31 protein-coding genes are annotated in these 25,497 nt (G+C 66.1%); 15 read left to right on the top strand and 16 right to left on the bottom strand.

The annotated features are described in order from the left end of the window. The first annotated feature begins 140 nt into the window (after window positions 1-140). Together CLD20_RS07455 and CLD20_RS07460 are read left to right on the top strand one after the other, a co-directional pair. Window positions 141-530, top strand: coding sequence for an endonuclease domain-containing protein (locus CLD20_RS07455; protein ID WP_224405986.1), 390 nt, complete (start codon window positions 141-143; stop codon window positions 528-530). 597 nt (window positions 531-1,127) lie between these two features. Then, window positions 1,128-2,132 (top strand): HNH endonuclease, encoded by a 1,005-nt coding sequence (locus CLD20_RS07460; RefSeq protein WP_224405987.1) that lies wholly within the window; start codon window positions 1,128-1,130, stop codon window positions 2,130-2,132. Here the strand turns inward: CLD20_RS07460 and CLD20_RS07465 are convergent. Together CLD20_RS07465 and CLD20_RS07470 are read right to left on the bottom strand one after the other, a co-directional pair. After that, on the bottom strand, window positions 2,129-3,232 hold the full coding sequence (locus tag CLD20_RS07465; protein WP_224405988.1) for an OpgC domain-containing protein: 1,104 nt from the start codon (window positions 3,230-3,232) through the stop codon (window positions 2,129-2,131). The genes CLD20_RS07460 and CLD20_RS07465 overlap by 4 nt on opposite strands. A gap of 147 nt (window positions 3,233-3,379) precedes the next feature. Continuing rightward, on the bottom strand, window positions 3,380-4,417 hold the full coding sequence (locus CLD20_RS07470) for an LLM class flavin-dependent oxidoreductase (protein ID WP_224405989.1): 1,038 nt from the start codon (window positions 4,415-4,417) through the stop codon (window positions 3,380-3,382). Window positions 4,418-4,565: 148 nt separating this feature from the next. Between CLD20_RS07470 and CLD20_RS07475 the strand changes: the two genes are divergently transcribed. Continuing rightward, a complete protein-coding gene (locus tag CLD20_RS07475) occupies window positions 4,566-5,759 on the top strand; it encodes a sensor histidine kinase (RefSeq protein ID WP_224405990.1) in 1,194 nt (397 codons plus the stop codon). A 95-nt stretch (window positions 5,760-5,854) separates the two neighbouring features. Here the strand turns inward: CLD20_RS07475 and CLD20_RS07480 are convergent, their stop codons facing one another. After that, a complete protein-coding gene (locus CLD20_RS07480; protein WP_224405991.1) occupies window positions 5,855-6,328 on the bottom strand; it encodes a YcgN family cysteine cluster protein in 474 nt (157 codons plus the stop codon). A gap of 137 nt (window positions 6,329-6,465) precedes the next feature. Between CLD20_RS07480 and CLD20_RS07485 the strand changes: the two genes are divergently transcribed. From CLD20_RS07485 to CLD20_RS07495, 3 genes are read left to right on the top strand one after another with little or no spacing between them, the layout of a single operon-like run. Beyond that, the gene (locus tag CLD20_RS07485) at window positions 6,466-8,613 is read left to right on the top strand and encodes a transglycosylase domain-containing protein (RefSeq protein ID WP_224405992.1); all 2,148 of its coding nucleotides are present in this window, start codon (window positions 6,466-6,468) and stop codon (window positions 8,611-8,613) included. Window positions 8,614-8,626: 13 nt separating this feature from the next. Continuing rightward, on the top strand, window positions 8,627-9,202 hold the full coding sequence (locus CLD20_RS07490) for a DUF1214 domain-containing protein (protein ID WP_224405993.1): 576 nt from the start codon (window positions 8,627-8,629) through the stop codon (window positions 9,200-9,202). Then, window positions 9,199-9,810: a hypothetical protein gene (locus tag CLD20_RS07495; protein WP_224405994.1), complete on the top strand. Its 612-nt coding sequence runs from the start codon at window positions 9,199-9,201 to the stop codon at window positions 9,808-9,810. The genes CLD20_RS07490 and CLD20_RS07495 overlap by 4 nt, the downstream gene beginning before the upstream one ends. Window positions 9,811-9,824: 14 nt before the next feature. Here the strand turns inward: CLD20_RS07495 and CLD20_RS07500 are convergent, their stop codons facing one another. The 3 genes from CLD20_RS07500 to CLD20_RS07510 form a co-directional block, all read right to left on the bottom strand. Continuing rightward, window positions 9,825-10,004 carry a hypothetical protein gene (locus CLD20_RS07500; RefSeq protein ID WP_224405995.1) on the bottom strand — a complete coding sequence of 60 codons (180 nt, stop codon included), beginning with the start codon at window positions 10,002-10,004 and terminating at the stop codon, window positions 9,825-9,827. Window positions 10,005-10,115: 111 nt separating this feature from the next. Next, window positions 10,116-10,469 carry a DUF1491 family protein gene (locus tag CLD20_RS07505; protein ID WP_224405996.1) on the bottom strand — a complete coding sequence of 118 codons (354 nt, stop codon included), beginning with the start codon at window positions 10,467-10,469 and terminating at the stop codon, window positions 10,116-10,118. Then, window positions 10,466-10,990, bottom strand: coding sequence for a peptidoglycan-binding domain-containing protein (locus CLD20_RS07510; RefSeq protein WP_224405997.1), 525 nt, complete (start codon window positions 10,988-10,990; stop codon window positions 10,466-10,468). Before CLD20_RS07510 ends, CLD20_RS07505 begins: the two co-directional genes overlap by 4 nt. Window positions 10,991-11,384: 394 nt before the next feature. Between CLD20_RS07510 and CLD20_RS07515 the strand changes: the two genes are divergently transcribed. Then, window positions 11,385-11,804, top strand: coding sequence for a DUF5330 domain-containing protein (locus tag CLD20_RS07515; RefSeq protein ID WP_224405998.1), 420 nt, complete (start codon window positions 11,385-11,387; stop codon window positions 11,802-11,804). A 93-nt stretch (window positions 11,805-11,897) separates the two neighbouring features. Next, complete coding sequence (locus CLD20_RS07520; RefSeq protein ID WP_224405999.1) at window positions 11,898-12,317, top strand: SufE family protein; 420 nt, start codon at window positions 11,898-11,900, stop codon at window positions 12,315-12,317. Between the two features lie 4 nt (window positions 12,318-12,321). Here the strand turns inward: CLD20_RS07520 and CLD20_RS07525 are convergent, their stop codons facing one another. Next, the gene (locus tag CLD20_RS07525; RefSeq protein WP_224406000.1) at window positions 12,322-13,134 is read right to left on the bottom strand and encodes a DUF6456 domain-containing protein; all 813 of its coding nucleotides are present in this window, start codon (window positions 13,132-13,134) and stop codon (window positions 12,322-12,324) included. Beyond that, a complete protein-coding gene (locus tag CLD20_RS07530; protein WP_224406001.1) occupies window positions 13,131-13,484 on the bottom strand; it encodes a helix-turn-helix domain-containing protein in 354 nt (117 codons plus the stop codon). The genes CLD20_RS07525 and CLD20_RS07530 overlap by 4 nt, the downstream gene beginning before the upstream one ends. A gap of 236 nt (window positions 13,485-13,720) precedes the next feature. On the opposite strand from CLD20_RS07530, the gene CLD20_RS07535 reads away from it, so the two are divergent. Next, window positions 13,721-14,047, top strand: a complete 327-nt coding sequence (locus CLD20_RS07535) for a DUF6477 family protein (RefSeq protein ID WP_224406002.1) — start codon at window positions 13,721-13,723, stop codon at window positions 14,045-14,047. A 21-nt stretch (window positions 14,048-14,068) separates the two neighbouring features. Here the strand turns inward: CLD20_RS07535 and CLD20_RS07540 are convergent, their stop codons facing one another. The 8 genes from CLD20_RS07540 to CLD20_RS07575 all read right to left on the bottom strand — a co-directional run bounded on the left by CLD20_RS07540 (window position 14,069) and on the right by CLD20_RS07575 (window position 20,619). After that, on the bottom strand, window positions 14,069-14,482 hold the full coding sequence (locus CLD20_RS07540) for a MucR family transcriptional regulator (protein WP_224406003.1): 414 nt from the start codon (window positions 14,480-14,482) through the stop codon (window positions 14,069-14,071). A 251-nt stretch (window positions 14,483-14,733) separates the two neighbouring features. Then, the gene (gene mnhG / locus CLD20_RS07545) at window positions 14,734-15,099 is read right to left on the bottom strand and encodes a monovalent cation/H(+) antiporter subunit G (protein ID WP_224406004.1); all 366 of its coding nucleotides are present in this window, start codon (window positions 15,097-15,099) and stop codon (window positions 14,734-14,736) included. Beyond that, window positions 15,096-15,419 carry a cation:proton antiporter gene (locus CLD20_RS07550; protein ID WP_224406005.1) on the bottom strand — a complete coding sequence of 108 codons (324 nt, stop codon included), beginning with the start codon at window positions 15,417-15,419 and terminating at the stop codon, window positions 15,096-15,098. Before CLD20_RS07550 ends, mnhG begins: the two co-directional genes overlap by 4 nt. Beyond that, window positions 15,416-15,892, bottom strand: a complete 477-nt coding sequence (locus CLD20_RS07555) for a Na+/H+ antiporter subunit E (protein WP_224406006.1) — start codon at window positions 15,890-15,892, stop codon at window positions 15,416-15,418. Before CLD20_RS07555 ends, CLD20_RS07550 begins: the two co-directional genes overlap by 4 nt. Beyond that, on the bottom strand, window positions 15,889-17,469 hold the full coding sequence (locus CLD20_RS07560) for a Na+/H+ antiporter subunit D (RefSeq protein WP_224406007.1): 1,581 nt from the start codon (window positions 17,467-17,469) through the stop codon (window positions 15,889-15,891). The genes CLD20_RS07555 and CLD20_RS07560 overlap by 4 nt, the downstream gene beginning before the upstream one ends. A gap of 2 nt (window positions 17,470-17,471) precedes the next feature. Beyond that, on the bottom strand, window positions 17,472-17,849 hold the full coding sequence (locus CLD20_RS07565) for a Na+/H+ antiporter subunit C (RefSeq protein WP_224406008.1): 378 nt from the start codon (window positions 17,847-17,849) through the stop codon (window positions 17,472-17,474). Beyond that, complete coding sequence (locus CLD20_RS07570) at window positions 17,849-18,265, bottom strand: Na+/H+ antiporter subunit B (protein ID WP_224406009.1); 417 nt, start codon at window positions 18,263-18,265, stop codon at window positions 17,849-17,851. The genes CLD20_RS07565 and CLD20_RS07570 overlap by 1 nt, the downstream gene beginning before the upstream one ends. Continuing rightward, window positions 18,262-20,619, bottom strand: coding sequence for a putative monovalent cation/H+ antiporter subunit A (locus tag CLD20_RS07575; RefSeq protein ID WP_224406010.1), 2,358 nt, complete (start codon window positions 20,617-20,619; stop codon window positions 18,262-18,264). Before CLD20_RS07575 ends, CLD20_RS07570 begins: the two co-directional genes overlap by 4 nt. A 163-nt stretch (window positions 20,620-20,782) precedes the next feature. Between CLD20_RS07575 and msrB the strand changes: the two genes are divergently transcribed. From msrB to CLD20_RS07605, 6 genes are all read left to right on the top strand, one after another. After that, complete coding sequence (gene msrB, locus CLD20_RS07580) at window positions 20,783-21,175, top strand: peptide-methionine (R)-S-oxide reductase MsrB (protein WP_224406011.1); 393 nt, start codon at window positions 20,783-20,785, stop codon at window positions 21,173-21,175. Window positions 21,176-21,284: 109 nt separating this feature from the next. Continuing rightward, entirely contained in the window at window positions 21,285-21,560 is a 276-nt protein-coding gene (locus CLD20_RS07585) for a hypothetical protein (RefSeq protein ID WP_224406012.1), read from the top strand. 228 nt (window positions 21,561-21,788) lie between these two features. After that, on the top strand, window positions 21,789-22,064 hold the full coding sequence (locus CLD20_RS07590) for a tyrosyl-tRNA synthetase (protein ID WP_224406013.1): 276 nt from the start codon (window positions 21,789-21,791) through the stop codon (window positions 22,062-22,064). A gap of 202 nt (window positions 22,065-22,266) precedes the next feature. After that, complete coding sequence (locus CLD20_RS07595; protein ID WP_224406014.1) at window positions 22,267-22,542, top strand: tyrosyl-tRNA synthetase; 276 nt, start codon at window positions 22,267-22,269, stop codon at window positions 22,540-22,542. 118 nt (window positions 22,543-22,660) lie between these two features. After that, window positions 22,661-24,772, top strand: coding sequence for a S9 family peptidase (locus CLD20_RS07600; RefSeq protein WP_224406015.1), 2,112 nt, complete (start codon window positions 22,661-22,663; stop codon window positions 24,770-24,772). Window positions 24,773-24,792: 20 nt separating this feature from the next. Next, window positions 24,793-25,494: a DUF1194 domain-containing protein gene (locus tag CLD20_RS07605; RefSeq protein ID WP_224406016.1), complete on the top strand. Its 702-nt coding sequence runs from the start codon at window positions 24,793-24,795 to the stop codon at window positions 25,492-25,494. The last annotated feature ends 3 nt before the right edge of the window (window positions 25,495-25,497 follow it).

Below are 25,497 nucleotides of genomic sequence, written 5' to 3' on the forward strand. Positions count from 1 at the left end.
CCGCCGACCACCCTCTCCCCTCCGAGGGAGAGGGTGGTCGGCGGAGCCGACCGGGTGAGGGGGACGCCGCAACAGGCTCGGAGCCGGCGAGCAGCTTCGCCATGGCTACGGAAACGGCTACAATCCAGGCGCGAGGTCCGATGCAAGACACACCGACAGCCCGGCCGAAGACCGACTTCGCCCGCCGCCGCCGCTCCGCCGCGACGCGCATCGAGCGCGACCTCTGGCACCAGCTTCGCGACCGCCGGCTCGCCGGCTTGAAGTTTCGCCGCGAAGCGCCGATCGGTCCCTATGTCGTCGACTTCATCTGCCCGTCGGCCCGCCTCGTCGTGGAGGCCGACGGCCCGCTCCACGCGGACGCCGAGCAGAAGCGCCGGGACGATCGGCGCGCAAGGTGGCTTGAGAGCGCCGGCTATCGCGTCCTGCGCTTCTCGGAGGACGAGATCTTGAGCGACCTCGCCCGCGTCCTGGAGCGGATCGAAACAGCGCTGTTGGAACGCTCCTCCAACATTGGACGCCATCCCGGCTGAGTCCCGATCACCCTCCGGTTCTTCTGCAAGACGAAAGCTCACTCTCACCCGGCGCCTTCTCCCCAGAGGCGATAAGAGGATCCCTGCCGCTCCCGACCTCCCGCTCGCAAGAGCCTTGGCGGGTGAGACCTCACCCTCACCCGGCATTCCCTCGCTTCGCTCGGGACTTGCCGACCTCTCCCTTCAAGGGAGAGGTTTGCGCCTTGCCGTACATCGCCGCCCTGAAAGCTCTCGGCCGCAGCCGACCCCTCAGGCGAGGCCCCAAGCTCCCACCCTCTCCCCTCCGAGGGAGAGGGTGGCTGCCGGAGGCAGCCGGGTGAGGGGGACGCCGCAACAAACACAGAGCCAGCGAGCAGGCAGAGCCGCGCAACAGCCACCCCCCCTCCATGAGAAAGATGGGCCAAAGCGCTGGAATGGAGTGAAAATCAGAAGCCGAAAACAAAAGGGTGGCCGAAGCCACCCTTGCCGAGAACCGGGCCGGAAGAGCGCATCCAGGAGCCTCAGAAGCCCCGGCACCGCCCGCAAATCTCCGACCGTGCCTGAACCCTAGCAAAGCACCGTACGGTCGTCAAGGAATTTTTTCCTATCGCGCGATCCATGGCTTCGTTTGCGCTTGGACGAATCCTGTTTACGGTCTGCCGGGTTGCCGCTGAGCAGATCATGAAAGCGATTTTTACCACCAAGATCGAACCGACCTACGACGATCTGCCGGAGAAGAGGTATCACTTCCCCCGGACCTATCTACGGCAGGCAGAGAATGCGGTCGGCGACTGGATCATCTACTATGAGCCACGGCGCGCCAGCGGGGATCTCGCCAGTCGCGGCGGACGCCAAGCGTATTTCGCCACGGCCCGCGTCACGAGCGTTGCCCCCGATCCCCTCCGACCCGACCACTTCTATGCTTTCGTCGAACACTATCTCGACTTTGCGCGTCCCGTGCCGTTTCGCGAAGGCGAGCACTACTATGAGCAGGCACTTCGCAAGGAAGACGGGTCGACCAACAAAGGCGCCTCGGGCCGCGCGGTCCGAAACCTGCCGGACAGCGAATATGCGCTTATCCTCGGCGCCGCCTTCGCGACCCTTCTGGAGGAACCGGGCGAGACCTTCCCCGCCGCCGATCTACCAGGCGAGCTTCCCCTGTCGCTCCTCGAATTCTCAGACCAACCTCAGGCCGCCTTCGAACCAGAGACGCAAGATCGCCCGTGGGTGCGAACCGTTCACGAGCGCAGATTCCGCGACCGGGCCTTTTCGGCGACCATCAAACGGACTTATCAGGACACCTGCGCCTTCACGGGAATCAAGATCATCAACGGCGGCGGGCGCTCCGAAGTGCAAGCAGCGCATATCCGCCCCGTAGCCGATGACGGGCCGGACAGCGTGCGCAATGGCATCGCCCTGTCGGGCACAGCGCACTGGATGTTCGACCGGGGCCTGATCTCCGTCGACGACGATTACAGCCTCCTCGTGGCCGAATCCTCCGTTCCGGAAAGTGTCGCACGTATGTTGACGCCGGATCGCAGGCTGCTCCTGCCCGAACGCCCGGACCTGCGACCTCACCCGCAGTTTTTGCGCTACCACCGTGAGACGGTCTTCAAGGGCTAAACCCTCTCGCTCGGCATCACCTTCTTGCCGTTCTTGCCCGCCTCGGCGAGCCAGGCCGTCAGCCACATGAAGAACACGCCGATCGCCGTCGTCGCCGTGTCGAGCGCGAAGGAGCCGCCGAGCGAGACGCGGAAGATGAGGCCGATGAGCGAGAGGATCGAGGCGACGCAGAAGACATAGAGCGAGTTGCGCCCGAGCCTGGAGAGGAACGCCACGAGGCGCGGCGCCGCCGGCTCGATGAAGCGGTAGGCGGCGGAGAAGACGGCGATCAGCGCCAGGAACTGGACGATGCGGATCGGCGTCGCATAGGAGCGCTCCAGCGCCAGAAGGAGCGGCAGGCGGTCCGTGCCCGGCCACAGATGAAACCAGGCCATGACGGCGAGGACGACGAGAAGCGGCAGCGCGAGGAGGCGGAGGCGGGCAAGATGGGCCCGGGCGAAGGCGCCTGCCGGATGCGACGGGCAGGCGAGCGTGAAGCCGAGGACGAAGATCAGCTGCCAGGCGAAGGGATTGAAGATCCACGGCACGTCGTGGCGCGGCCAGGTCGGCGGCTGCAGGCCGAAGAGGAGCGTGACGAGATAGAGCGCCAGCGAGGCCGGCAGGAGGAGGTTCGGGCGCGCCCGGTCGATGGCGACGAAGCCGACGGCCATCAGCGTCAGCACGACGTAGAGCGGCAGGATGTCGAAGAGGTTGAGGTGGTAGGTGAGGAGGACGAGGCCGATATGGGCGCGGGCCGGGTCCTCGAAGACGGGGCCGGCGCCGTTCCACTGATAGTAGTTGGCATCGCCCGTCGCCAGCGCGGCCGTCGCCAGGATGGCGATGGCGAGGAAGACGGTGACGAGCTGGGCGGCGTAGATCTTCCACACGCGCGCCAACAGGCGCAGCGCGATCGGGCGGAAGGGGCCGTGCTCGCCGCCGGTCTTCTCGATGACGATGCGCAGCGCCCAGCCGGCGAGGAAGACGAAGAGATCGGCCGAATCGGAGAAGGAGACGTTGCGATGCGTCAGCGCCGCGTAGACGTTGCCCGGGATGTGGTTGACGAAGATGGAGAGGAGCGCGAAGCCGCGCCAGAAATCGACTGCATTCGGCGCCCGCGCCACTTTCTGTCCGATCCGTGCCTGATGGTTGTCACCTCGCCCCCGAGCCACGTGTCATAGCGCCAGCGGGCGGCCTGCCGAAGTGCCGCAATGCCGCGCCAAAGGGGCGGAAAGTGGGCGGAGCAACGCCGCCGGGAAATCAGACGATCTTCAGGCGAGCGCGGTTTCGCGCGTGGCGCGCGGCGCTTCGCTGAGGCCGGCCGCCCCGGCGAGCAGCGTGAAGGAACGGATGCGCGCCTCCTGGCTCCACAGGTTGGTGGCCAACATGGCCTCGTCGGCCCCGGCTTCGCGCGCACGGTCCTCGATCTCGGCGAGAACGGCGGCGGGCGTGCCGGTGATCGACATGCGCCGGTAGGCTTCGACGACGGCGCGGTCCTGCGCCTCATAGGGATAGGAGGCGGCCTCCTCGGGCGAGGCGATCTTGCGCATCTCGCCGCGCCGCAGGCGCAGCCATGAAAGCTCCATGGAGCCGGCGAGGAATCTGGCCTCGTCCTCCTCCTCGGCGGTGATCGCGGCGAGGCAAAGCACCGTGCGCGGCTCGGGAAAATCGCGCGAGGGACGGAACGCGGCGCGATACGCCTCGAAGGCGGGCGCGGCCGGAGAATGGCTGAAATGGCCGGCAAAGCCGTAGCCATAGCCGTTCAGGCCGGCGAATTCGGCGCTCGCTCCACTCGAGCCGAGGATGAAGACCGGCGGCAGGCGAACCTCGTCCGGCACGACGCCGACCGCGGCGAAGGGATGGCCCTCGGGGAACTCGCCATATTCGAAGGCGCGCATTTCGGCGATCTGACGGGCAAACTCGTTGCCGTCGAGCGAGCGCAGCGCCATCAGAGTGCGCTGATCGGAGCCCCCTGCCCTGCCAATGCCGAGATCGATCCTTCCGTCATAGAGCGCGGCGAGCGTGCGGTAGGTCTCCACCACCCGAAGCGGCACATGGTTCGGCAGCATGACGCCGCCGGAGCCGACGCGGATGCGCGTTGTATGGCCAGCGGCGTCGCCGATGAGCACTTCCGGCGAAGCGGAAGCGATACTCGGCATGCCGTGGTGTTCGGCATACCAGAGCCTTGCATATCCAAGCCGATCGGCGGCTTGCGCGAGGCGCCGCGCATCACGCAGGGCGTCTGCGGCCGAGCGACCTTCGGGGACGGGAACAAGGTCGAGCACGGAGAGAGGAAGGGCGTGAGACATGATCCTCAGATGGATCGGCCGAGCGGGCCGTCAAGCGCTGCATGGCAGCGCCGCAAATCGTTCACGGCAAAGCAAATATCCCAGCACGCCGCAGCCGGATTTCTGGTAGAAAAGCCGCCACCCGAACCCTTGGCCCGCGCGCACCGAAATGTTCAATCTCGTCAACTCGGCGTCCTTCATGGCGCACGGATACTGCCTGCTGTGGAATCCATGGCTGGTCGGCCTGCATGCCCTGTCCGATCTTTTTATCTTCCTGTCTTATTCGGCCATTCCCGCGGCAATCGTCATCTTTCTCAGAAGACGGCCGGATATACGCCTCTCCTATATTCCGGTCCTGTTCGCAGCTTTCATTCTGTTGTGCGGCCTGACCCACCTGCTCGGGCTGATTACACTATGGCTGCCGATCTACGAGCTCCAAGGACTGATCAAAGCCCTGACGGCAATCGTCTCCGTCACCACGGCTCTCGTGATCTTCCCCTTAATACCGAAACTCGTCAGCCTGCCGAGCCCGCAGCAGTTGCAGGAGAGCAATGCGCGCCTCGAAGACGAAGTCACGGCGCACCGGCAAACACTTGAGGAACTGCGGCAGGCCCGGGACGAACTGGAAGCGCGCGTCGCCACGCGCACCGCCGAACTGGAAGACGCCAACCACCGCCTCAGCGTCCTGACGCGCGAGATCGTCCATCGCTCCAAGAACATGATGACGGTCGTGCAGAGCCTTGCCTCGCAGACAGCTGCCTCGACGGACGACAAGGGCGAGTTTCTGACCAAGCTCTCCGGCCGCCTTTCCTCGCTCGCCAATGCGCTCGACGCGGTCGTGCGCGGCGACCGCGAAGGGGCCGAGCTCGGCGCCCTCGTGCAAAGCCAGCTCGACCATTATCGCGCGACCTTCGACGAGCGGATCTCCGTAGAGGGTCCGAAGCTGCATATCCGCCCGGAGGCCGCCCAGCAGATCGGCCTTGCCGTGCACGAACTGGCCACCAACGCGGTCAAATATGGCGCCTTGTCCAGGGCCGACGGCAAGATCTCCGTCTCCTGGCAGATCGACGAGGCCGGGGAAGGCAAGCCAGCCGTCAGGCTCGAATGGCGGGAGGAGAGCCGGCCGCCTGCGGAAGGCATCCCGGAGAAAGGCGCACGGCCCTCCGGCACCGACGGCGGCTTCGGCACCAAGCTTCTCGAACGCGCCGTGCCCCAGGCTCTGAGGGCCGAGATGCGCCGGGCAATGACCGATGCGGGCTTTTGCTACTCGCTGACGATCCCCCTTGCCGAGCTGCGCCCGCGGCCGGCCCTTGAAGACGAAAGGGATGTGAGCCGCGCATTTCCGCTCGCAGCCGCAGGCTGAAGGTCGCGGTCAGTCTTTGCGATAGCCTGCCTTCGCAGCGTCGCGGTGAAGGCCTTCCGGGATGCTCCGCCCGGCGATCCGTTCTGCCTCGCGGCTCATCCGACCGGCTCTGCGGGCTCGTCCGTCGGCCAATCGACCAGAAAGTCCTCCCAGTCGTCGACGTCGATATCGCGTTCCGAAACCGTGCGGCCGCGGGTCGAGATGCCGGCGGTATGAACCGTCTCGCGCGAGCCGGAGACGAGGTGATGCCACCAGAAGAGATCGCGCCCCTCGGCGACCAGCCGGTAGGCGCAGGTCGGCGGCAGCCATGCGATCTCGCGCACGGTCTCCGGCGTCAGCGGCAGGCATTCGGGCACGATCTTTATCCGGTTCTCGTAATTGGAGCACCGGCAGGCGCCCTCGTCGTAGAGGCGACAGGCGACACTCGTCCAGGAGATCTCACCGGTATCGTAGTCTTCCAGCTTGTTGAGGCAGCAGCGGCCGCAGCCATCGCACAGCGCCTCCCATTCGCTTTCGCTCAGCTCTTCGAGCGTCTTGTCGCGCCAGAACGGCAGCTTCGTCTCCTTCATTGGTTCGTGCGGCCGGCGGAGCCGCATGGGTCGAGCGGCCCGCCCGGCCAGAGCACGCCACTTATCAAACACACAAATCGTGCTAGAACGGAAGCGAGCAAGGCCGCTGGCGCGGCAGCCCCACGACATTGTTGCTGATGCGCGATCCGTTCTCCACGAAGAAGAAGTCCTGGCGCCTGTTCCGCGCGCTCGAAGTCGATTCGGCGATCGATACGTTCTTCTTCGAGCTCGGCCAGGGCTCCGGCATGGTCTGGGAGCGGGTGACGCTGTTCTTCCGCCGCTTCCACGCGACGGGCTGGAAGCGGCCCCTTTTCGAACTCCTGTCGGAAGGCTTCACGCTCGGCGTTGCCGGCGCCATCGTCATGCTGGCATTCGCCGTGCCGGCCTTCGACGCCGTCACCAAGGACTGGCGCTCGCAGTCGGACTATTCCGTCACCTTCCTCGACCGCTACGGCAACGAGATCGGCAAGCGAGGCGTGCTGCAGGAGGTGCAGTTCGGGCTCGATCAGCTGCCCGACCACCTGATCCAGGCCGTCCTGGCAACCGAAGACCGGCGCTTTTTCGAGCATTTCGGCATCGACGTGATCGGCACGCTGCGCGCCATGGTGGAAAATGCGCGGGCCGGCGGCGTGGTTCAGGGCGGCTCCTCCATCACCCAGCAGCTCGCCAAGAACCTGTTTCTGTCCAACGAGCGGACGCTGGAGCGCAAGATCAAGGAGGCCTATCTGGCCCTGTGGCTGGAGGCGAACCTCACCAAGCGCGAGATCCTGAAGCTCTATCTCGACCGCGCCTATATGGGCGGCGGCGCCTTCGGCGTCGGCGCCGCTTCACAGTTCTATTTCGGCAAGCCCGTCACCGACCTCCGCCTGGAGGAATCGGCGATGCTGGCCGGTCTCTTCAAGGCGCCAACCCGCTACGCCCCGCACATCAACCTGCCGGCGGCCCGCGGCCGTGCCAACGAGGTTCTCACCAACATGGTGCAGGCCGGCTTCATGACGGAAGGCCAGGTCATCGGCGCGCGGCGGCATCCGGCAACGCCGATCTCGCGGGCGGCGACCGCCTCGCCAGACTATTTCCTCGACTGGGCCTTCCAGGAGGTGAAGCGGCTGATGCCCTCGGGCGAGCGCAACCTCGTGGCCCGCACGACCCTCGACATGCGCCTGCAGCGCGCGGCCGAGCTCGCCGTGGAATCCTCGCTGCGGGAATCGGGGGACGCCTACGGCGTCAAGCAGGCGGCGCTCGTCTCGGAGGATATCTCCGGCGCCGTGCGCGCAATGGTCGGGGGCCGTGACTACGGCGTCTCCACCTTCAACCGCGCCACCAACGCGCTGCGCCAGCCGGGCTCGTCCTTCAAGCCATACACTTATGCCACGGCGCTGGAGCACGGCTACACGCCCGACAGCATCGTCGTCGACGCGCCGGTCTCCATCGGCAACTGGTCGCCGCAGAACTATTCGCGCCGCTACCGCGGCCGCATCACCCTGATGACGGCGCTGACCCATTCGATCAACTCCATCCCGGTGCGCCTGTCGAAAAGCTTCGGCCGCGAGCCGATCGCGGAGATGGCGAAGCGTCTCGGCGTGCAGACGCCCATCCGCATCACGCGCTCGCTGCCGCTGGGCACTTCCGAGGTCACCGTGCTCGACCAGGCGACCGGCTATGCGGCCTTCGCTTCCGGCGGCTTCAAGGCCCGCCCGCACGGCATCACCCGCATCCTGACACCCCAGGGCAAGGTGGTCTACGACTTCAACCGCGCAAACGGACCGCCTGAGCGTGTGCTTTCGGAGGAAGTCGCGCGCAACATGGTCAAGATGATGCACAACGTGGCCGAACACGGAACGGGACGGCGCGCGCTCATCCCCGGCATCAGCGTCGCCGGCAAGACGGGCACGACGCAGTCCTACCGCGACGCCTGGTTCGTTGGTTATACGGGCGACTTCTCGACCGCCGTGTGGCTCGGCAACGACGACTTCAAGAGCACCCGGCGCCTCACTGGCGGCAGCCTGCCGGCGATGACATGGCAGAAATACATGCGCGTCGCCGAGGCCAATATCGAGCACCATCCCCTGCCCGGCATCCCGATGCCCGCTCCGCCCACGGAGGAGGTTCCGATCGCCGAGGGCCTGGGCGAGGGAGAGAACCTCATCACAGGTTCCGGTCGCCTCGCGCCCGCCACAGAGAACCTTCTGGGGCGTCTGGAAGATCGGGCCAAGAGCGCGGAAGCGAGCGCGCCCTTCAAGCGCGAGGCGCTCATCCGCTCGCACACTGTCCTTTCCACACAATAGGAAGCGCCCTCCCTTGCGCCTCGCCGCCATCATCCTGGGCGCTTTCCTCGGCGTCGGCCTCGGCATCTACAGCGCCTATCTGACGCTGCGCGACCTCGCCCCCGTCGATACGATCGAAAGCGGCTCCTGGCGGGGCTGGCCACGCGCCGGCACGGACGAGGAGGACCCCTATTCCCGGGCTCGCCTGGCGCGGACGGGCGAACTCGCGCTCGGCTCCAGCGAAGGGCTGAAACTGCTTGCGCGCACGGACGACGCCGGCCGCGACCTTTCGGGCGCGTGCCGCTACGAGGTGACAGGCCAGCTGCCGGCGGCGCGGCTGTGGACGCTGGCGGTGGAGGGGGAAAGCGGCGCCGGCCTGCCCGCGCCGAAACGCGGCGTCAGGGCGATCGGCAGCGACCAGATCGTGCGCAATGCCGACGGCAGCTTCACCGTGACCCTGGCGCCGACACCGCAGCCGGGCAACTGGCTCTCGACGGAGGGCGGCCGGCAGATCCGTCTGGCAGCGCGTCTCTACGACACGACAGCGCGCACCGTGACGGCGCTCACCGACTTCTCCGTGCCTAGCATCGTGGAGGAGAACTGCCCGTGAGCATGGTGGACGAATTCTCCGGGGGGCGGCCGCTCTTTTCCCGGCGAAGGCTCTGGGGATTTCTCGCCTGGGCGCTCGGCGTCGCGCTCCTGGCCGCGGCCGTGCATATCGTGGTGATCTTCATGGTGCCGCGGATGACGACCAGCGACGGCTGGTGGCGGCTCGCCAACGCCTCGGGCAGTGACGGCTTCACCCTGCTTGCGCCCGACGGCGAAGGCCCGGCGATCACCGGGCTCGATCCTCTTTTCGTGCACGGCGCCTGCCGGCTGTCGCTCAAGGAAGCGCCGGCCAGCCTTTCCTTCTCGGGGCCGAACAATTTCTGGTCCCTGGCGCTCTATCTGAAGCGCGGCACCGTTCTATTCTCCGTCAACGACCGGACGGCGGTGGACGGCAAGCTCGACATGCTCGTCGTCGATCCGATCCAGAATGCGATGCTGAAGGAAAGCGCGGGAGCCGAGCTCGACCAGACGATCGTGGTGGAGGCGCCGCAGGATGACCTGATGGCTCTCGTCAGGTTCTACGCCCCGACGCCGCGCGAGCGGCAGATCGCGGCGGAACATCTGGAAGCGGCCGAATGCGCGCCCGCTCCTATCCAGCCGGCAGGCTGAGCGCCGAAGCCGTTCTAGTTGGCGCGGCGCGCAGGACGCCGGCCGCGGCCGGCGCGACGGCCGAGATCGACCTTGTCCGGGCGCTCGCGGTATTCGACCCGCACACCCGTGAAAAGCAGGATCTGGCAGGGGCCCGCGACATCGCGGTTGCGCCCCGAATTGGCTTGCGTCGGAAAGCTCAGGATGTCGGCCATGCCATGTCTCCTCTCGGGGCCATCCGTGGTCCGGTAGGCCCAGTGTCGCCGGAGTATGGTTAACAACCTCTGAACGGGGATAACGTGACGGCGATCACATTAGCACGACCCCTATCCGCTCTCCTGCGCAAGAGAGGCAAAGGGCCGCCCCTTCCGATCCTCGATCTCTACCACCCAAAGATCCGGGTCGAAGCGAATTTCGCTTTCTATCCTTTCCTCGACCTTGCGCCTTTCCGCCGCCCCGAGGAGAAGCGAGAAGAGCCGGTCTGATGGGCGATCCTCGTCGAAGAAGGCCGATTGCGGCGCCGGACCGTAAAGGTCGATTTCGCCCGTCAGCCGGTCGACGAGAAGGAAGATCGTCCCGGCCTCCGCCGCCCCCCTGCGCGCGAGCGTGACATAGGCACCCTCGGCCGAGGCGCGCCGAATCAGCGCCGACACCCAGATGTCGGTGCGCAGACGGGTCACGGATTGGCCGAGATCGCACCGATCGCGGCCAGGCGGTCGAGCGTCTCGCGATCGATCTCGCCGTTCACGGTCAGACCGTGGTCGAGCTGGAAAAGGCGCAGCGCATCCGTGGTCTGGCGACCCTTCAGGCCGTCGACCTCGAGAGGCCCGTAGGCGGCTTCCGCCAGCGCCTTCTGCACGGCAAAGACGACGGGGTCCGGGCCGGAGGAAAACGTATCGTTCGCTGCCGGAGCGGCTACTTCCTGCCGCGCGCTCGCGTTGACGGCCTCTGGCCGGTGTTGCGGGATCCGCTCCACGGATGGCGTGCGCAGCGAGGCCGTGGCCGTCTCCGTCTGGCCTTCGGCATGGCGGGTCTGAAAGAGCGGGGCGGGATGCTCGACCCGTTGCATGAGGAGCGCGTTGACGACGACGGCGACGCCGAGGCAGGCGAAGACGCCCGTCGGGGCATGACGCAGCGCGAGCCGGAAGATCGCCTTCCTGCTCCGGTTTTCAGCGGGCTTGCGGGGGGACCGGCGCGGCATGTCAGTCCCGACCACCCGGCGCGCCCGCCCGGCTCACGCGAGCCGCGGGTTGCGCCGGAGGGCGATCGGTTCCCTCATCAGCTCTCGGTCCTTGCACGTCTGCCTCTTGTGCCGTTCATACGGAAGCCGGCCAGCGCCAGCCTTCCTCAATTTGCAGGCTGGCGCTTAAGGAATCTTGAACCGTCGCCGATCGCCTTCTCGCGCACCGTCTCACGGCAGGGGACGGTTAACCAAGAGCGCAGGCAAGGCGGAACGCGGGCCCCGATCGGGGGTTTGAAAAGCGACTATGCGGAATTGAGTCGAATTTTATCGATCGGATGAACGCGATCTTGGAGCCTCTCATGTCTTGCTACCGATACGGGGCCGAGGACGCCCCAGGGACAGGGCAAAGCTGATGTTCGTGTTTCGCTCAATCTTCTGGTTGACGACGCTCGTGCTGGTTCTGCCGCCATCCGAGGAGGGCGGCCCGCCGCCGCGTGTGAGCCTTCTTCAATCCGCCGCCGCCGTGCGCGTGCTGGCGCAGGATGTGCGCGGTCTGTGCGATCGCCATCCGCAGGCCTGCGAGACGAGTTGGGAAACGCTCACCCTGCTCGGGCGCAAGCTGGAGACCGGCCGCCACGTCGCCGCAGCCGCTTTGGGCTCGGCGCAGCAGGAGGAGGCCGAAAAGGGCACCTTGACCGATGCGGACCTTTCCGTGCCGTGGACCGCGGGCGAATCGGACGTCGCCGCGGCGGTGACGGAGCCCTCCGTTGCCCGGCCGCACGAGGGCACATCGGCCGTCGGCCTGCCGCTGCCGCGCCCCCAGCTTCTGTAAGAGACCGACCTGCCGGGTCGCCGCGCCACAGGCCTTCGGCTTGTGCATGCGGGCCCGATGACTATCTTCGTCGCGAGACGGCGAGCAGGCATCATGAGCATCCAATCGATCATCGACGACTTTGCACTTCTCGACGACTGGGAGGATCGCTACCGCTACGTGATCGAGCTCGGCCGGGCACTGCCGGAGCTGCCCGAGGCGGAGCGCAACGAGGCGACGAAGGTGCGCGGCTGCGCCAGCCAGGTCTGGCTCGTCAGCGACAGCGAGGCGCGTGACGGCAAGACGGTTCTCCTGTTTCGGGGCGACAGTGACGCCCATATCGTCCGCGGCCTGATCGCCATCGTGCTCGCGCTCTATTCGGAGCACAGCCCGCAGGAGATCCTCGGCATCGACGCGGAGGCGATTTTCCAGAAGATCGGGCTGCGCGAGCATCTCACGTCGCAGCGCTCCAACGGGCTTTCGGCGATGCTGGCGCGGATCCGCAGCGACGCCGAGGCGCGGCTCGCCGCCTGAGACTTCAGCCCTCCATGGAGGGCCGGTAGTTCTCGCCGCCCCAATGGCGCATGCGGGAATTCTTCGGCCCCCGGGCCTCGCCTTCCAGCCCGTAATGACGGGCAAGGGCCATCAGGGCGAGCTTGAGGACGAGCTTGCAGGACCGCGCCGGAAAGCCACGTTCACGCTCCACCACCTCCAGGCCCTTCAGGAAGCAGCAGACATCGACCAGAACCCCCTCGAGTTCGGGCCCGACCGCCTTGAGCGCGGCGGCCAGCCGTGACTTCGCGTCAAGCGCCGCCTGGCCGAGATCATCCCGGCCGCCGCGCTCACCGGTGCGCCGCGCCGCCTTCAGGCTTGCCTCCCAATTCGCCGTGACGCGCGGCTGAAGACCGGCGCGCTCGAAGTCTCGCCGGAGCCGCTCGGCGGCCTCGACCAGTGCCGGGCCGAGATAGGGGCGACCATCGGCATCGGAACGGCGGGCGAGCGCCCCGATCGGGCTCTCGTCGAGATCCACGGAAGGACGGGGCGCGCCCGCCGGAAAGGCCCCTTCCGCCTCGCCGAGGCGCTTGTGCTGGGCAAGGAACGGGTCGCCTTCGCCTGCCTCGCGCCGCAGGAACGCACTTGTCGCGGCGTTGGCTGCAAGGCGGCCTCCCTCCGTCTCGGACAAGAGGCCCTCGGCGAGAAGCCGCCGGGCAAGCGGCAGCGACACTTCGCGACGCTGCGGCGCACCCTCCAGCCGATACACCCCGCCATCTGCCTCGACGAGTTGCGCGCCCGGGCTGGCGAGCATCTCCGACAGCAACCTGCAAAGCGGGCGGCTTGCTCCAATCTTCACGGCCGGGCTCCCGCAAAGGCGCCGATCCAGCGCAGCAGTGCGAATTCCAGGCACTCCATCAGCCGGTCGTAGGCCTGCTCGTCGCGGCGTTCCTCCGTCAGCGCACAGCCATGGGCAACGGTCGTCCTGTCCCGGGAGAAATGGGCGCCGACCTCCGTGAGGGTGAGGCCGCGCGTGACATGGATGAGATACATGGCGGCCTGCCGAGCCTGGGCGACGCGGCAAAGACCTCGCCGCGGCAGACGCAAATCCGGCAGACGGACGCCGAAAGTGGCGGCCATCAGCGTCTCGGCGAAGCGGCAGGCGGACACATCGAGCGTCCCGCCGCTTCCGCGCAAAGTGCCCGGCATGCATGACGATCCCATCGCGACCTCCCGTGATCATAGGATTTATTTCCTATAGTCGGCAGGCCCGCAAGCGGGGATAAATCGCATCCATCAATTACGTTAATAAGGGCGCGGCCCGGCCCGCCTGCTCCAGCCTCTTATCCCCGCACCTTGCAGCGCTGCGATCCTGTGCAGAGATGGAGGGAAAGATGACTGACATCTCAGAGAAAGGGCCGGGCGGGGACGCGATCAGCGCGTGCATGAAGAAGATGCGCCAGGCGGCTGCAGCCAGCCTCGACGCGCAAGTCAAAGCGGGCGCCCTCGCCTACCGCCGGGAAAGGCATCTGGAGGGACTTGTCCGGGGCGCCGAAGCGCTGCCCGGGGAAAACGAGGCCGAGCATACGCGGCGGATCATCGGGAGACTGCGCAATGCCCTGAGGGCCGAGCGTGCCAGAGCGCGGGCCGGCCATTGGACCTACGACCTCAACCGGCACATCGCGCTCAAAGCCGCGCTTACGGCCGAATGCGAACGCCTGTCGTCGCATTCGGCTGAAAAGCAAAGCGCCGGCGCGAAGGCCGGCGCCTGACCTAGCGAGCGGAAGCTCGGCTCAGCGGCGGCCGCGCTTCTGGCCGAGGCCCATCTGCTTGGCGAGATCGGAACGCGCCTTGGCATAGTTCGGGGCGACCATCGGGTAGTCGGTCGGAAGTCCCCACTTCTCGCGATACTCTTCCGGCGAGAGATCGTAATGCGTGCGCAGATGACGCTTCAGCGACTTGAACTTCTTTCCGTCCTCGAGACAGACGATGTAGTCCGGCGTGATCGATTTGCGCACGGGAACAGCAGGCTTCTGCGGCTCCGGCTCCGGCTCGATGCCACCGTCGGTGGTCGTCTGCAAAGCCTGATAAATATTGCCGATCAGGCCGGAGAGATCGCCAGCGGCGATGGTGTTGTTGCTGACATAGGCCGATACGATGTCGGCCGTTAGCTCGATGAGATTGTCGTTCTGGATAGCTTCTGACATTGATTCCTCGTCACGTGTCCTTGGTCAACGGTTCGCCCCAAGTTGTATGGGAGCGATAGCTACTGCCGACAAGGCTATGAAACAAGAAAAAACTTCAATATTGCCGTGAAGATGCATGTCGTTTCATCGGATGCAACAAGAAGGTGCGAAACCAGCCCGATTTGAGGCATTTTTCCCGCGCAACTTTATTTCCGGTGCGAAGTTGACTACGCAACCCGCCAAGCGAATCAACACAGCAAAGATTTGTTACGTTACTCGCTTGGGGTCGAATCACTCTTATCGGCGCGCAGTGCGTGAGAATAATCGTCCGGTGTCGTGGTCGAACATGGCTTGACCCCCGCGAGATACGCTGCGCGCGCGAGAAGATGCGCAGATACGGGTGTCGTCAGAAGAAAGAAGACCACGCCTGCAATAGCTCTTGTGAAAATATCCAAATGGGGCGCTTCTAGGGCGAGCGCGATTAACATCAGCCCTGAGCCCAGTGTGCCGGCCTTACTGGCTGCGTGCATGCGGGTATAGAGATCGGGAAAACGCAGCAGCCCGACAGCCGCGACGATGGCAAAAAGACTGCCGATCACCAGCATGATTCCCACGATGACATCGATGAGAGCACTCATGCCTCGTGCTCCCGCGGGTTTTGGGGCGTTTCGTCGTCGCTCACCTCGCCCCGATGCATCACGAAACGGGCGAAGGCGACTGTCGCCAGGAAGCCGACCAGCCCGAGGGCGATCGCGATGTCGATATAGAGGTAAAACTGCGTCTTCACGCCGATCACGGCAATAAAGCCGATGCCCACCGAAACGAGCATGTCGAGCGCCAGCACCCGATCGGCAAAGGTCGGCCCGCGGATGATGCGGATGGCGATCAGGGCGAACGAGACGATGAGGCAGACGAGCGCCGCAACGACGCAGATTTCCAGGAACTCTGCCGAACTCATCGGAAGGCCTCCAGGATCTTGCGTTCGAAACCTTCCGCGATGTCGCGCCTCAGCTGGTCCGGGTCCGGCACATCGACGGCGTGGATATAGAGCGTCTGGCGGTCGTCCGAGACGTCGATGGAGAGGGTGCCGGGCGTCAGGGTAATCAGGTTGGCGAGAAGCGTGATCTCGAAATCGCGGTTCACCCGCAGCGGATAGGCGATGATGCCGGGGCTCAGCGGCATTTTCGGCTGCACGACGAGCCAGGCGACCTTAAAGGCCGACATCACGAGCTCATAGATGAAGAGGAAGAAGAGGTTCACGACGCGCCAGGAACGGCCGAGATAACCGCGCGTGCCGATCTGCTCGCGGATCAGCCAAAGCGCGACGGCGCCGAGGAAGAAGCCGAAGAGGAGGTTGGCGAGGCCGAAGCTCCCGGTGACCGAGGCCCAGGCGAGGGCGAGCAGAACGTTGACCGGAAAGAGAACGGTCATGGCGCACCTCCGAATACCGCGTTGAAATAGGGCGTCGGATCGAGCAGGCCGGCCGCACCGGCCTCAGCGAGCCTCAAGAACGGGGCAGGATATAGGCCGATGACGAGCGTCAGTCCGGCAAGCGCGATGATGGGGCCATAGAGCACCCGCTGGTCGAACGGGCTGAGTTCGCCCGGCACGGCCTTTTCGGCGCCATCGGGCGTGCCGAGGGGTCCGCCACGCCAGAAAGCATGGGCGAAGGCACGGCCGGCGGCGAGCGCGGTGAAGGCGCTTGCCGAAAGGACGACCCCGGCCAGGAGCCAGCGCTGATCGGCCAGAGCGGCCTGGACGACAACCACTTTCGCCCAGAAGCCCGAAAACGGCGGCAGCGCCGCAGCGGAGAAGACGAGCGCCAGCATCAGCCCGGCCAAGAGCGGGCTCGCACCATAAAGCCCGCCGAGATGACGCAGCTCCTGGCTCCCACCGAGATGGGCGGCGATGCCGGCGGCGAAGTAGAGCGCGGTCATCACCAGCATGGAATGGATGGCATAGAGGATGGCGCCGGAAAGGCCCCCCTGCGAGCCGAGGGCTATGCCCGCGAAGATGATGCCGATGCCGGAGATGACGATATAGCCCAGCATGCGGCGCAGATCGGATTCGGCCATGGCCCCGAACGAGCCGAGCAGGATCGTGCCGATCGCAAGCCATGAGAGCATGTCGGCATAGACCTGATGCTCGGCCGGCATCAGCATGATCATGGTGCGCATCAGCGCGTAGGCGCCGACCTTGGTCAGAAGGCCGGCGAAGATGGCGCCGGCCGCCGGAGAAGGCGTGTGGTAGGAGGCCGGCAGCCAGAAGGCGAGCGGAAAGGCGGCCGCCTTCATGCCGAAACCGAGAATGTAGAGCATCGCGATGGTCTTCATCGGCAGATCGCCCGTCGGCTCTCGGAGGCGCAGCGCGATATCGGCCATGTTGAGCGTGCCGAGAGCGCCGTAGAGATAACCGGTGGCGATCAGGAAGAAGCCGGCGGCGAGCAGGTTGAGCAGCGCGTAGCGCACGGCGCCATCGAGCTGCGCCTTGCCGTTGCCGAGGACCATCAGGCCGAAGGATGCGATCAGCATCACCTCGAACCAGACATAAAGGTTGAAGATGTCTCCGGTGAGGAAGGCATTGCAGATGCCCGTCATCATCAGGAGCAGAAACGGAAAGAACCCGTAGCGCCGCCCCAGCCCGTCGATGTCGCGCGTGGCAAAGACACCGACGGTGAGCGCGACGAGCGAGGCGAAGAAGGCAAAGGACGCGCCGAGCACATCGGCGGTGAAGTTGATGCCGAAGGGCGGCAGCCAGCTGCCCATCGCCATGGCGATGGGCCCCGCCGTCAGCACCCGCGCCAGGATTCCTGCACAGGCGACGACCAGCAGGGCGAGAGCGAAGATGCCGATCGGAAACTGCAAGACCGCGCGCTTGCGAAAGAGAAGCAGAACGGCACCGAAGAGAACGGTGATGAGGGTCGGCGCGATGACGAGCGCGTCTGCCGCCGCCACGGGCGCCGTTATCATCGCAGCGGCCAGATCCACCGCTTCGGCAGTTCCCGCCATCCTCAGTATCCCCTGGGCGGAACAGGGCCGCCCTTCGGTTCGGCGACGTGCATCTCGTCGGTCCTGTCGGTGCCGAGGGCCTGATAGGTGCGGAAGATGAGCACGAGCAGGAAGGCGAAGAAGGAGAAAGAGATGACGATCGCAGTCAGGACCAGCGCCTGCGGCAGCGGGTTCGCCGTGTCGATCGGGGGCACCTGCGCCCCTTCGGGGATGATCGGCGGCACTTCCTTGACGATACGGCCCGCCACGAAGATCAGCAGGTTGATCGCATTCGACAGGACCGCCACCCCGAGGATGATGCGGATCAGGGAATCGGACATCAAAAGATAGACGCTCGCGGCGAAGAAGCAGCCGACGAGAAGCGCGAGGGGGGCCTCCATCAGCGCTCCTTCTCTTCCAGCGACAGCGCGATCGAGGAGATCGTGCCGAGGACGACGAGATAGACGCCGATATCGAAGACGAGCGGGGTCGAGACGGCGATCTCCATACCGAAAACGGTCGGGTAGGCCCACATGCCGGTCAGGAACGGCACGGAAGCAAAGAGCGAGGGAATGCCGGCGAGGACCGTGAAGAGGAGGCCCGTTCCGGCGATCTGCATCGGATGGAAGCGCAGCGCTCGGCGTACCGGGGGCACCCCGTAGGCAATGCCGTAGATGGCGAAGGCGGAAGCGGCGATGAGCCCGCCGATGAAGCCGCCGCCCGGATTGTTGTGGCCGCGCAGCAGCACGAAGACGGAAAAGAGCACCATCAGCGCGGTGAGATAGGGCGCGATGGCCCGAAAGATGACGGTACTCATGCTTCCTCCCCAGGGGTCGCCTCGTCACCCCGCCGCCGCCATGGCGTCGGGAAACGCAGGAGCGCCAGGATGGCAAGGCCGGCGATCAGAACGACGGCGCTCTCGCCCAAAGTGTCGAGACCGCGGAAGTCGACGAGGATGACGTTCACGATGTTGCGGCCATGGGCGATGGTTCGCGAGTAATCGGCGAAGAACACCGAGAGCCGATCGTCGAAGGGCTGGTTGGTGACGGACAGAAGCAGCGCGGCCGTGCCGACGCCGCAACCGATGGCGATCGTACCGTCTTTCACGCGCTGGAAGACGTTGCGCCGATCGGAGGGCATCAGCCTCAGGCGCGTCATGACGAGGGCGAGGATGACCACCGACAGCGTTTCCACCATGAACTGGGTGAAGGAAAGGTCGGGCGCGCCGAAGAGCATGAAGATCAGCGCCACGGCAAATCCCTGGATGCCGAGCGAGACGATGGCGATCAACCGGTTGCGCGCGACGAGGACGGCGACGAGACCGGCGACGGCAAGGCCCGCCACCGCCCATTCGTAGAAGGCGAGATGGAACTCGGCCGGCCAGGACGGCCATTCGCCGAAGACGACCAGCGGCACGAGCAGGCAGAGGGCGAAGGCGGCAAAGGTGACGGAGATGTAGCGCTCCAGGTCGCCCGTCTGAATGAAGCGGGTGATGGCCCCGGAAAGGCTGGAGATACCGGAAACGAACTGGTCGAAGCCCTTGTCCGGCCCCCAGCCGATCGCATCGAGCACGGCCGCGATCGCCCGGCGGATGGGCGAGATGGCCAGAAAGGCGACGATGCCGAGAAGCCAGGTCGCGCCGGAGAAGGCGAGCACCTCGTTGAAATGCAGCGCGAAGGAAAGATCGAGCTCCGGCGTTGCACCGGTGACGGCTAGCAGCGTCGGCCCGATGAGATGCGCCTGCGTCCAGCCGGCGAGGGCGATGCCGGCGACACCGCAGAGCGCCAGCGTGACCGGGCCGAGCCAGAGGCCGACCGGCCCCTCATGCACGGCGCCGAGGGTGGGCTTGCGCCGGCGGATGAAGGGAAGGAGCGCCACGGCGAAGGCGGCGGCGAACATGAGCCCATTGCCGACGACCGCCACGCCGAGGAGCAGCGTGCCGCCGGCTCCGGCATGCAAGAGGCCCTCATACATCGCCTCCTTGGCGAAGAAGCCGAGGGTGACGAAAAGGCCGCCCATCGACCAGGCGCAGACGAGGGCGGCGGCGAAGGTGATGGGCATCGCCCGGGCAAGGCCGCCCAGTTCGTTGAGATCGCGGGTTTTCGCCTCGTGATCGACCGTGCCGGCGACCATGAAGAGGCCGCCCTTGAAAAGCGAATGGGCGAGGAGATAGACGAGCGCGCCCAGGATCGCGGTCTCGGTGCTCGTTCCCGCCAGCATGACCAGCAGGCCGAGCGAGGCGACGGTCGTGTAGGCGAGGATGAGCTTCATGTCGGTCTGGCGGAGCGCCAGGAGCGTTCCGGCGATCAGCGTGAGGCCGCCGAAGACCGGCAGGATCGTCGTCCATGCCTCCGTGCCGCCCATGAAGGGATGGACGCGCAGGAGCAGATAGACGCCCGCCTTCACCATCGTCGCCGAATGCAGATAGGCGGAGACCGGCGTCGGCGCCTCCATGGCGTTGGCGAGCCAGGAGTGGAACGGGAACTGGGCCGACTTGGTGAAGGCGCCGAGCAGGATGAGCACCAGCACCGGCATGTAGAGGGCGTGCGTCTTGAAGCTGTCGCCAAGCGCCATCGCCTCCGACATGGAATGGATGCCGAGATAGGCGGCAAGCAGCAGCAGGCCGCCGAGAAGACAGAGCCCGCCCGTGACCGTGATGACGAGCGCCTGCAGCGCCGCCCGCCGCGAGGCCTCGCGCGCATGATCGAAGCCGATGAGCAGGAAGGAGGTGATCGAGGTCAGCTCCCAGAAGACAAACAGGGCGAGGAAATCGTCGGAAAGGACGAGGCCGAGCATGGCGCCCATGAAGAGGAACATGAACGAGAAAAACCGGCCCTGGTGCTCGTGGCTTTTGAGATAGGCGCCGGAATAGATGATGATCAGCGTGCCGATGCCCGAGATCAGGATGGCGAAGAGGAGGCTGAGCCCGTCGATCCGGTAGGAAAAGCGCACGCCGATCTGGGGCACCCAGTCGAAGCCCGCCGTCATCACCTCCCCCGCCGAGATCGGTCCGACCATGGCGAGGAAATGCAGGAACATCGCCGCCGGGACGAGCGCCAGAATCCAGCCGGCGCCCGCGCCGAGGGCCCGCTTTGCGAGAGGCGCCACCAGCGCCGCACCAAAGGGCGCCGCCATGGCGATATAGGTCCAGTCGATCTGCTGTAGTGGCATGCGGGAGGGCCGTTGCGGGAATATGAAGATCGATAGCGGGCGAAGGGAATGGGGGCAAGCCGCAGCGGTCCGATAAGCACCGACGAGAGCCGTCCGCGCCGGGGAGGCTTGTCCGGGCGCGGATGCAAACTAGCTATCGCGACAAGCAACAAGGATCGACGAGATGGACAAGATCGAGAAGACCGAGAGCGAATGGCAGGCTGAGCTGAGCCCGGAAGAATACAAGGTGCTGCGGCGCCACGGCACGGAACGCGCCTTCACCTCGCCGCTCAACGTGGAGAAACGGGACGGCGTCTACCATTGCGCCGGCTGCGGCGAGCCGCTCTTCACCTCCAGCGCCAAGTTCGAGTCCGGCACCGGCTGGCCGAGCTTCTTCCAGCCGATCTCCTCGGAGGCCGTGGAAGAGCACGAGGACCGCTCCTTCCTCATGCGCCGCACGGAAGTGCGCTGCGCCCGGTGCGGCGGACATCTCGGCCATGTCTTCCCGGACGGGCCACAGCCGACCGGCCAGCGCTATTGCATGAACGGCGTGGCACTCGATTTCGAGGAGAAGTAAGGCGCAGTCACCGCATGTGACCGAGCACACATCTTCTTGTTCCCGGGCAATCTATCTCTTCACCATCGAGAGCACAGAGCTACTCGCCGAAACAGAAGAGGGGAACGTCATGTTCAAGAAGATCGCCATCACCGCCCTGACCGTCGTGACCATCACCACCGCCAGCCTCTCCGCTTCCACCAGCGCGCAGGCCAACGGCCGCGGCGTCGCCGCCGGCATCATCGCCGGTGCCGCCATCCTCGGCATGGGAGCGGCGATCGCCAATTCGCGGCCCCGCCCCTATTACGGCCACCGGGTCCGCGGCTACTGCGAAGTGCGCAAGGTCCGCGTGTGGAGCCCGCGCCGCGGCCACTACGTCTGGCGCAACCGCGAATTCTGCTACTGATCTGAGATCAGCAACGCCTTCCAGGAGCCCCCGGCATCGCCGGGGGCTCTTTCGTCGTGCCCGGGCGGGCGTCCTCGCAAGCCGCCCCGTGCCCCGGCGACGCGAGAGAAAAAAGACAAGAGACATCTCGCCTTGTGATGGTGCGCACATCTCGGCTCCCTTCCCTTTTCTAGTCTCCAAGCATCGAGAGCACGCAGCTACTCGCCGAAACACGAAGAGGGGAATGTCATGTTCAAGAAGATCGCCGTCACCGCCCTGGCCGTCGCCACGATCGCCACCGCCACCGTTTCCACTTCCACCAGCGCCCAGGCGGGCGGCGGCGGCATCGCCGCCGGCATCATTGCCGGCGCGGCTATCCTCGGCGTCGGCGCCGCCATCGCCAACTCGCATCCCCGCCCCTATTACGGCCACCGGGTCCGCGGCTATTGCGAGGTCCGCAAGGTCCGCGTGTGGAGCCCGCGCCGCGGCCACTACGTCTGGCGCAACCGCGAATTCTGCTACTGATCCGCGCCCCTTGCGCGAGGAAGGAGCCCCCGGCCCCGCCGGGGGTTTCTTTTGCCCGCAAGGACCCGCGACCCACAGCATCCAATAGATCGCAGCTACTTTTTTCGATTTCTCGCCAGCGCCGAATGAACCTTTCCGGCCTCTCCCGCCACCCACTGTTCGAGAGCCAAGAGCTCCTCACCGACAGATGAAGGAGAAAGCCATGTTCAAGAAGATCGCCGTCACGACGCTGGCTGTCGCCACGCTCGCCACCGCTTCCGTTTCCGCCACCACCGGCTCCGCCCAGGCGGGCGGCAAGGGCCTTGCCCTCGGCATCATCGCCGGCGCCACCGCCCTCGGTGTCGGGGCCGCCATCGCCCACGGCCACGGCCCCTATTACGGCCACCCTGTCTACGGCTACTGCGAGTTCCGCAAGGTGCGCGTGTGGAGCCCCTACAAGGGCCACTACGTCTGGCGCACGCGCAAGATCTGCTACTGATTGCTCCCCTCGGTCAGTGGCAGGAGCCCCCGGCATCGCCGGGGGCTCTTTCCTTTTGAGAAATGCCGCGCCCGCGCCCACCTTGCCCCGCCGGAAAATCCGCACTAACCCGCCGGGCATGAGCACCACGACAAGCAAGAGACCGCCGCGCGCCGAAAAACGGCCCGTCGAGATCACCCATCACGGCCATACGCGTCAGGACCCCTATCACTGGCTGAGGGCCGACAACTGGCAGGAGGTGATGCGCGATCCCTCGAGCCTCGACCCTGAGATCCGCGCCTATCTGGAAGCGGAGAATGCCTGGTTTGAGACCGAGATGGCCGACACGACGGGGCTACAGGAGACGCTCTTTGCCGAGATGAAGGGGCGCATCAAGGAGGACGATTCCTCCGTTCCCGCCCCCGACGGACCCTTTTCCTATTCCGTCCGCTACATTGCGGGCGGCCAGCATCCTCTTTATGTGCGCCGGGCGCGCGAGGGTGGCGAGGAAGAGGTGCTTCTCGATGGCAACGCGCTCGCGGCGGGGCACGCCTACTTCAAGATCGGCGGCGCCTCGCATTCTCCCGACCACAAGCGGCTCGCCTGGGCTTTCGACGATTCCGGCTCGGAATTCTACACCCTGCAGGTGCGCAACCTTGCGACCGGCGAGGACATCGCAGACGTCATTCCCGACACGAGCGGCGGCGCCGTCTGGTCGGCGGACGGCGAGCACCTCTTCTATGTGCGCCTCGACGCCAACCACCGCCCCTCGAAGGTCTTCCGGCATCGGCTCGGCACCGGCGTGTCGCAGGACGTGCTCGTCTACGAAGAGGCGGATCCGGGCTTTTTCGTCGGCCTCGGCATGACGCGCTCCAAGAACTTCATCGTCATCGACTGCCACACCCACGAGACCTCCGAAGCGCGGCTCATCCCGGCGGACGCGCCGGAGAGCGAGCCGATGCTGATCGCGCCGCGCGAGGACGGCATCGAATACTATGTCGACGAGGCGCACGGCATCCTCTTCATCCGCACCAATGCCGGGGGAGCGAAGGATTTCGCGATCCAGACGGCCCCGGTGGAAGCGCCGGACCGCGAAAACTGGCAGGAGCTGGTGCCGCACAAGCCTGGCCGGCTTCTCCTCGCCCATGGCCTCTTCGCCCGCCATCTCGTCCGCCTGGAGCGCGAAAGCGGGTTGCCGCGCATCGTCATCCACCGGCTCGGCGGCGAGGAGCACGAGATCGCCTTCGACGAGGAGGCCTATTCGCTCGGCATCGACCCGGGCTACGAATTCGAGACGACGACGCTGCGCTTTTCCTATTCCTCGCTGACAACACCCTCGCGCGTCGTCGACTACGACATGGAGAGCCGCGAGCGGCGGCTGATGAAGGAGCAGGAGGTGCCGTCCGGCCACGATCCGGAGCGCTACGTGGCGCGGCGGGTGATGGCGAAGGCGGCGGACGGCGAGGAGGTGCCGGTCTCGCTCCTCTACCGGCGCGAGACGAAGCTCGACGGCTCGGCGCCCTGCCTGCTCTACGGCTACGGCTCCTACGGCATCGCCATTCCGGCCGGTTTTTCGGTGACGCGGCTTTCGCTCGTCGACCGCGGCTTCGTCTATGCCATCGCGCATATCCGAGGCGGCAAGGACAAGGGCTTTTCCTGGTACGAGACCGGCAAACGCGGCACCAAGGTGAACACCTTCACCGACTTCATCGCCGCCGGCGAGCATCTGGTGAGGGAGGGTTTCACCTCGAAGGGCCGCATCGTCGCCCATGGCGGCTCGGCCGGCGGCATGCTGATGGGGGCCGTCGCCAACATGGCGCCCGACCTTTTCGGCGGGGTGATCGCCGACGTTCCGTTCGTCGACGTGCTCAACACCATGCTCGACGACACGCTGCCGCTGACGCCGCCGGAATGGCCCGAATGGGGAAACCCGGTCCTCAGCGAGGCCGACTACCAGACGATCCTCGGCTATTCGCCCTACGACAACGTCAGGGCACAGGCCTATCCGCCGCTTCTGGCGATGGCCGGCCTCACCGATCCGCGCGTCACCTACTGGGAGCCGGCGAAGTGGGTGGCGCGCCTCAGGGAACTGAAGACCGACGACAACGTGCTGCTGCTGCGCACCAACATGGATGCTGGCCATGGCGGCGCCTCGGGCCGCTTCGACGCGCTGAAGGAAGTCGCCATCGAATACGCCTTCGCGCTGAAGGTGATGGGACTGACGGAAAGGGTGCCCTTGCCGGCGGCCTGAGGGGGACGCAAAATCCCCTGATGCGGCTTCTCGGTGCTCTTTTCGCTCTCGGCGCGCTCCTCTCAGCGGGCGCGCCGGCGATGGCGCAGCCGGTCGAGGTGGATGTGGAGCTGGTGCTCGCCGCCGACGGCTCGGGCTCCATCGACGACGACGAGCTCGCCTTCCAGCGCGAAGGATATGCCGCCGCCATCGAGAGCCCTGAATTCCTCAACGTGGTGGAGGCCGGCCTCGTCGGTGCCGTCGCCCTCGCCTATGTCGAATGGGGAGGGCCGGCCTCGCAGCACACCATTGTCGAGTGGACGCTCGTTTCCGGAGCGGCAGACGCCGCGCGCTTTGCCGAGGCACTCAGGAACCGGCCGCGCGCCGCGCGTGGCTACAATTCCATCTCCGAGGCGATCGCCTATTCCCACGCGCTCATCAACCAGAACGGCTTCGAAGGGCTGAGGAAGGTGATCGACGTCTCCGGCGATGGACCGAATATCGGCGGGCGACCGCTGGAGCTTTCGCGCCAGGACGCCGTCGCCGACGGCATCACCATCAACGGGCTCGTCATCACGAGGCCCGGCGGCGTCGTGCGCCGGGTGGGCGGTGAGCCACTGATCGAGCATTACCGCCGCGACGTGATCGGCGGACCGGCCGCCTTCGTCATGTCCGTCGACCAGCCAGAGAACTTCGCCGAGGTGGTGCGGCGAAAGCTCGTCCAGGAGATCGCCCGCCGCTGAGGC

It is taken from the genome of Afifella sp. IM 167 (assembly GCF_020144925.1).
In the GTDB taxonomy this organism is placed as follows: Bacteria; Pseudomonadota; Alphaproteobacteria; order Rhizobiales; family Afifellaceae; genus Afifella.

What these genes read in the sequence shown, in the direction of transcription:
- CLD20_RS07575 (WP_224406010.1), bottom strand. Translation starts at nt 20,619, where the DNA reads ATGCCACTACAGCAGATCGACTGGACCTATATCGCCATGGCGGCGCCC.
- CLD20_RS07515 (WP_224405998.1), top strand. Translation starts at nt 11,385, where the DNA reads ATGTTCGTGTTTCGCTCAATCTTCTGGTTGACGACGCTCGTGCTGGTT.
- CLD20_RS07595 (WP_224406014.1), top strand. Translation starts at nt 22,267, where the DNA reads ATGTTCAAGAAGATCGCCGTCACGACGCTGGCTGTCGCCACGCTCGCC.
- CLD20_RS07590 (WP_224406013.1), top strand. Translation starts at nt 21,789, where the DNA reads ATGTTCAAGAAGATCGCCGTCACCGCCCTGGCCGTCGCCACGATCGCC.
- CLD20_RS07600 (WP_224406015.1), top strand. Translation starts at nt 22,661, where the DNA reads ATGAGCACCACGACAAGCAAGAGACCGCCGCGCGCCGAAAAACGGCCC.
- CLD20_RS07510 (WP_224405997.1), bottom strand. Translation starts at nt 10,990, where the DNA reads ATGCCGCGCCGGTCCCCCCGCAAGCCCGCTGAAAACCGGAGCAGGAAG.
- CLD20_RS07470 (WP_224405989.1), bottom strand. Translation starts at nt 4,417, where the DNA reads ATGTCTCACGCCCTTCCTCTCTCCGTGCTCGACCTTGTTCCCGTCCCC.
- CLD20_RS07550 (WP_224406005.1), bottom strand. Translation starts at nt 15,419, where the DNA reads ATGAGTTCGGCAGAGTTCCTGGAAATCTGCGTCGTTGCGGCGCTCGTC.
- CLD20_RS07605 (WP_224406016.1), top strand. Translation starts at nt 24,793, where the DNA reads ATGCGGCTTCTCGGTGCTCTTTTCGCTCTCGGCGCGCTCCTCTCAGCG.
- msrB (WP_224406011.1), top strand. Translation starts at nt 20,783, where the DNA reads ATGGACAAGATCGAGAAGACCGAGAGCGAATGGCAGGCTGAGCTGAGC.
- CLD20_RS07565 (WP_224406008.1), bottom strand. Translation starts at nt 17,849, where the DNA reads ATGGAGGCCCCCCTCGCGCTTCTCGTCGGCTGCTTCTTCGCCGCGAGC.
- CLD20_RS07560 (WP_224406007.1), bottom strand. Translation starts at nt 17,469, where the DNA reads ATGGCGGGAACTGCCGAAGCGGTGGATCTGGCCGCTGCGATGATAACG.
- CLD20_RS07475 (WP_224405990.1), top strand. Translation starts at nt 4,566, where the DNA reads ATGTTCAATCTCGTCAACTCGGCGTCCTTCATGGCGCACGGATACTGC.
- CLD20_RS07480 (WP_224405991.1), bottom strand. Translation starts at nt 6,328, where the DNA reads ATGAAGGAGACGAAGCTGCCGTTCTGGCGCGACAAGACGCTCGAAGAG.
- CLD20_RS07555 (WP_224406006.1), bottom strand. Translation starts at nt 15,892, where the DNA reads ATGACCGTTCTCTTTCCGGTCAACGTTCTGCTCGCCCTCGCCTGGGCC.
- mnhG (WP_224406004.1), bottom strand. Translation starts at nt 15,099, where the DNA reads ATGAGTGCTCTCATCGATGTCATCGTGGGAATCATGCTGGTGATCGGC.
- CLD20_RS07460 (WP_224405987.1), top strand. Translation starts at nt 1,128, where the DNA reads ATGGCTTCGTTTGCGCTTGGACGAATCCTGTTTACGGTCTGCCGGGTT.
- CLD20_RS07520 (WP_224405999.1), top strand. Translation starts at nt 11,898, where the DNA reads ATGAGCATCCAATCGATCATCGACGACTTTGCACTTCTCGACGACTGG.
- CLD20_RS07570 (WP_224406009.1), bottom strand. Translation starts at nt 18,265, where the DNA reads ATGAGTACCGTCATCTTTCGGGCCATCGCGCCCTATCTCACCGCGCTG.
- CLD20_RS07500 (WP_224405995.1), bottom strand. Translation starts at nt 10,004, where the DNA reads ATGGCCGACATCCTGAGCTTTCCGACGCAAGCCAATTCGGGGCGCAAC.
- CLD20_RS07535 (WP_224406002.1), top strand. Translation starts at nt 13,721, where the DNA reads ATGAAGAAGATGCGCCAGGCGGCTGCAGCCAGCCTCGACGCGCAAGTC.
- CLD20_RS07585 (WP_224406012.1), top strand. Translation starts at nt 21,285, where the DNA reads ATGTTCAAGAAGATCGCCATCACCGCCCTGACCGTCGTGACCATCACC.
- CLD20_RS07530 (WP_224406001.1), bottom strand. Translation starts at nt 13,484, where the DNA reads ATGCCGGGCACTTTGCGCGGAAGCGGCGGGACGCTCGATGTGTCCGCC.
- CLD20_RS07485 (WP_224405992.1), top strand. Translation starts at nt 6,466, where the DNA reads ATGCGCGATCCGTTCTCCACGAAGAAGAAGTCCTGGCGCCTGTTCCGC.
- CLD20_RS07455 (WP_224405986.1), top strand. Translation starts at nt 141, where the DNA reads ATGCAAGACACACCGACAGCCCGGCCGAAGACCGACTTCGCCCGCCGC.
- CLD20_RS07540 (WP_224406003.1), bottom strand. Translation starts at nt 14,482, where the DNA reads ATGTCAGAAGCTATCCAGAACGACAATCTCATCGAGCTAACGGCCGAC.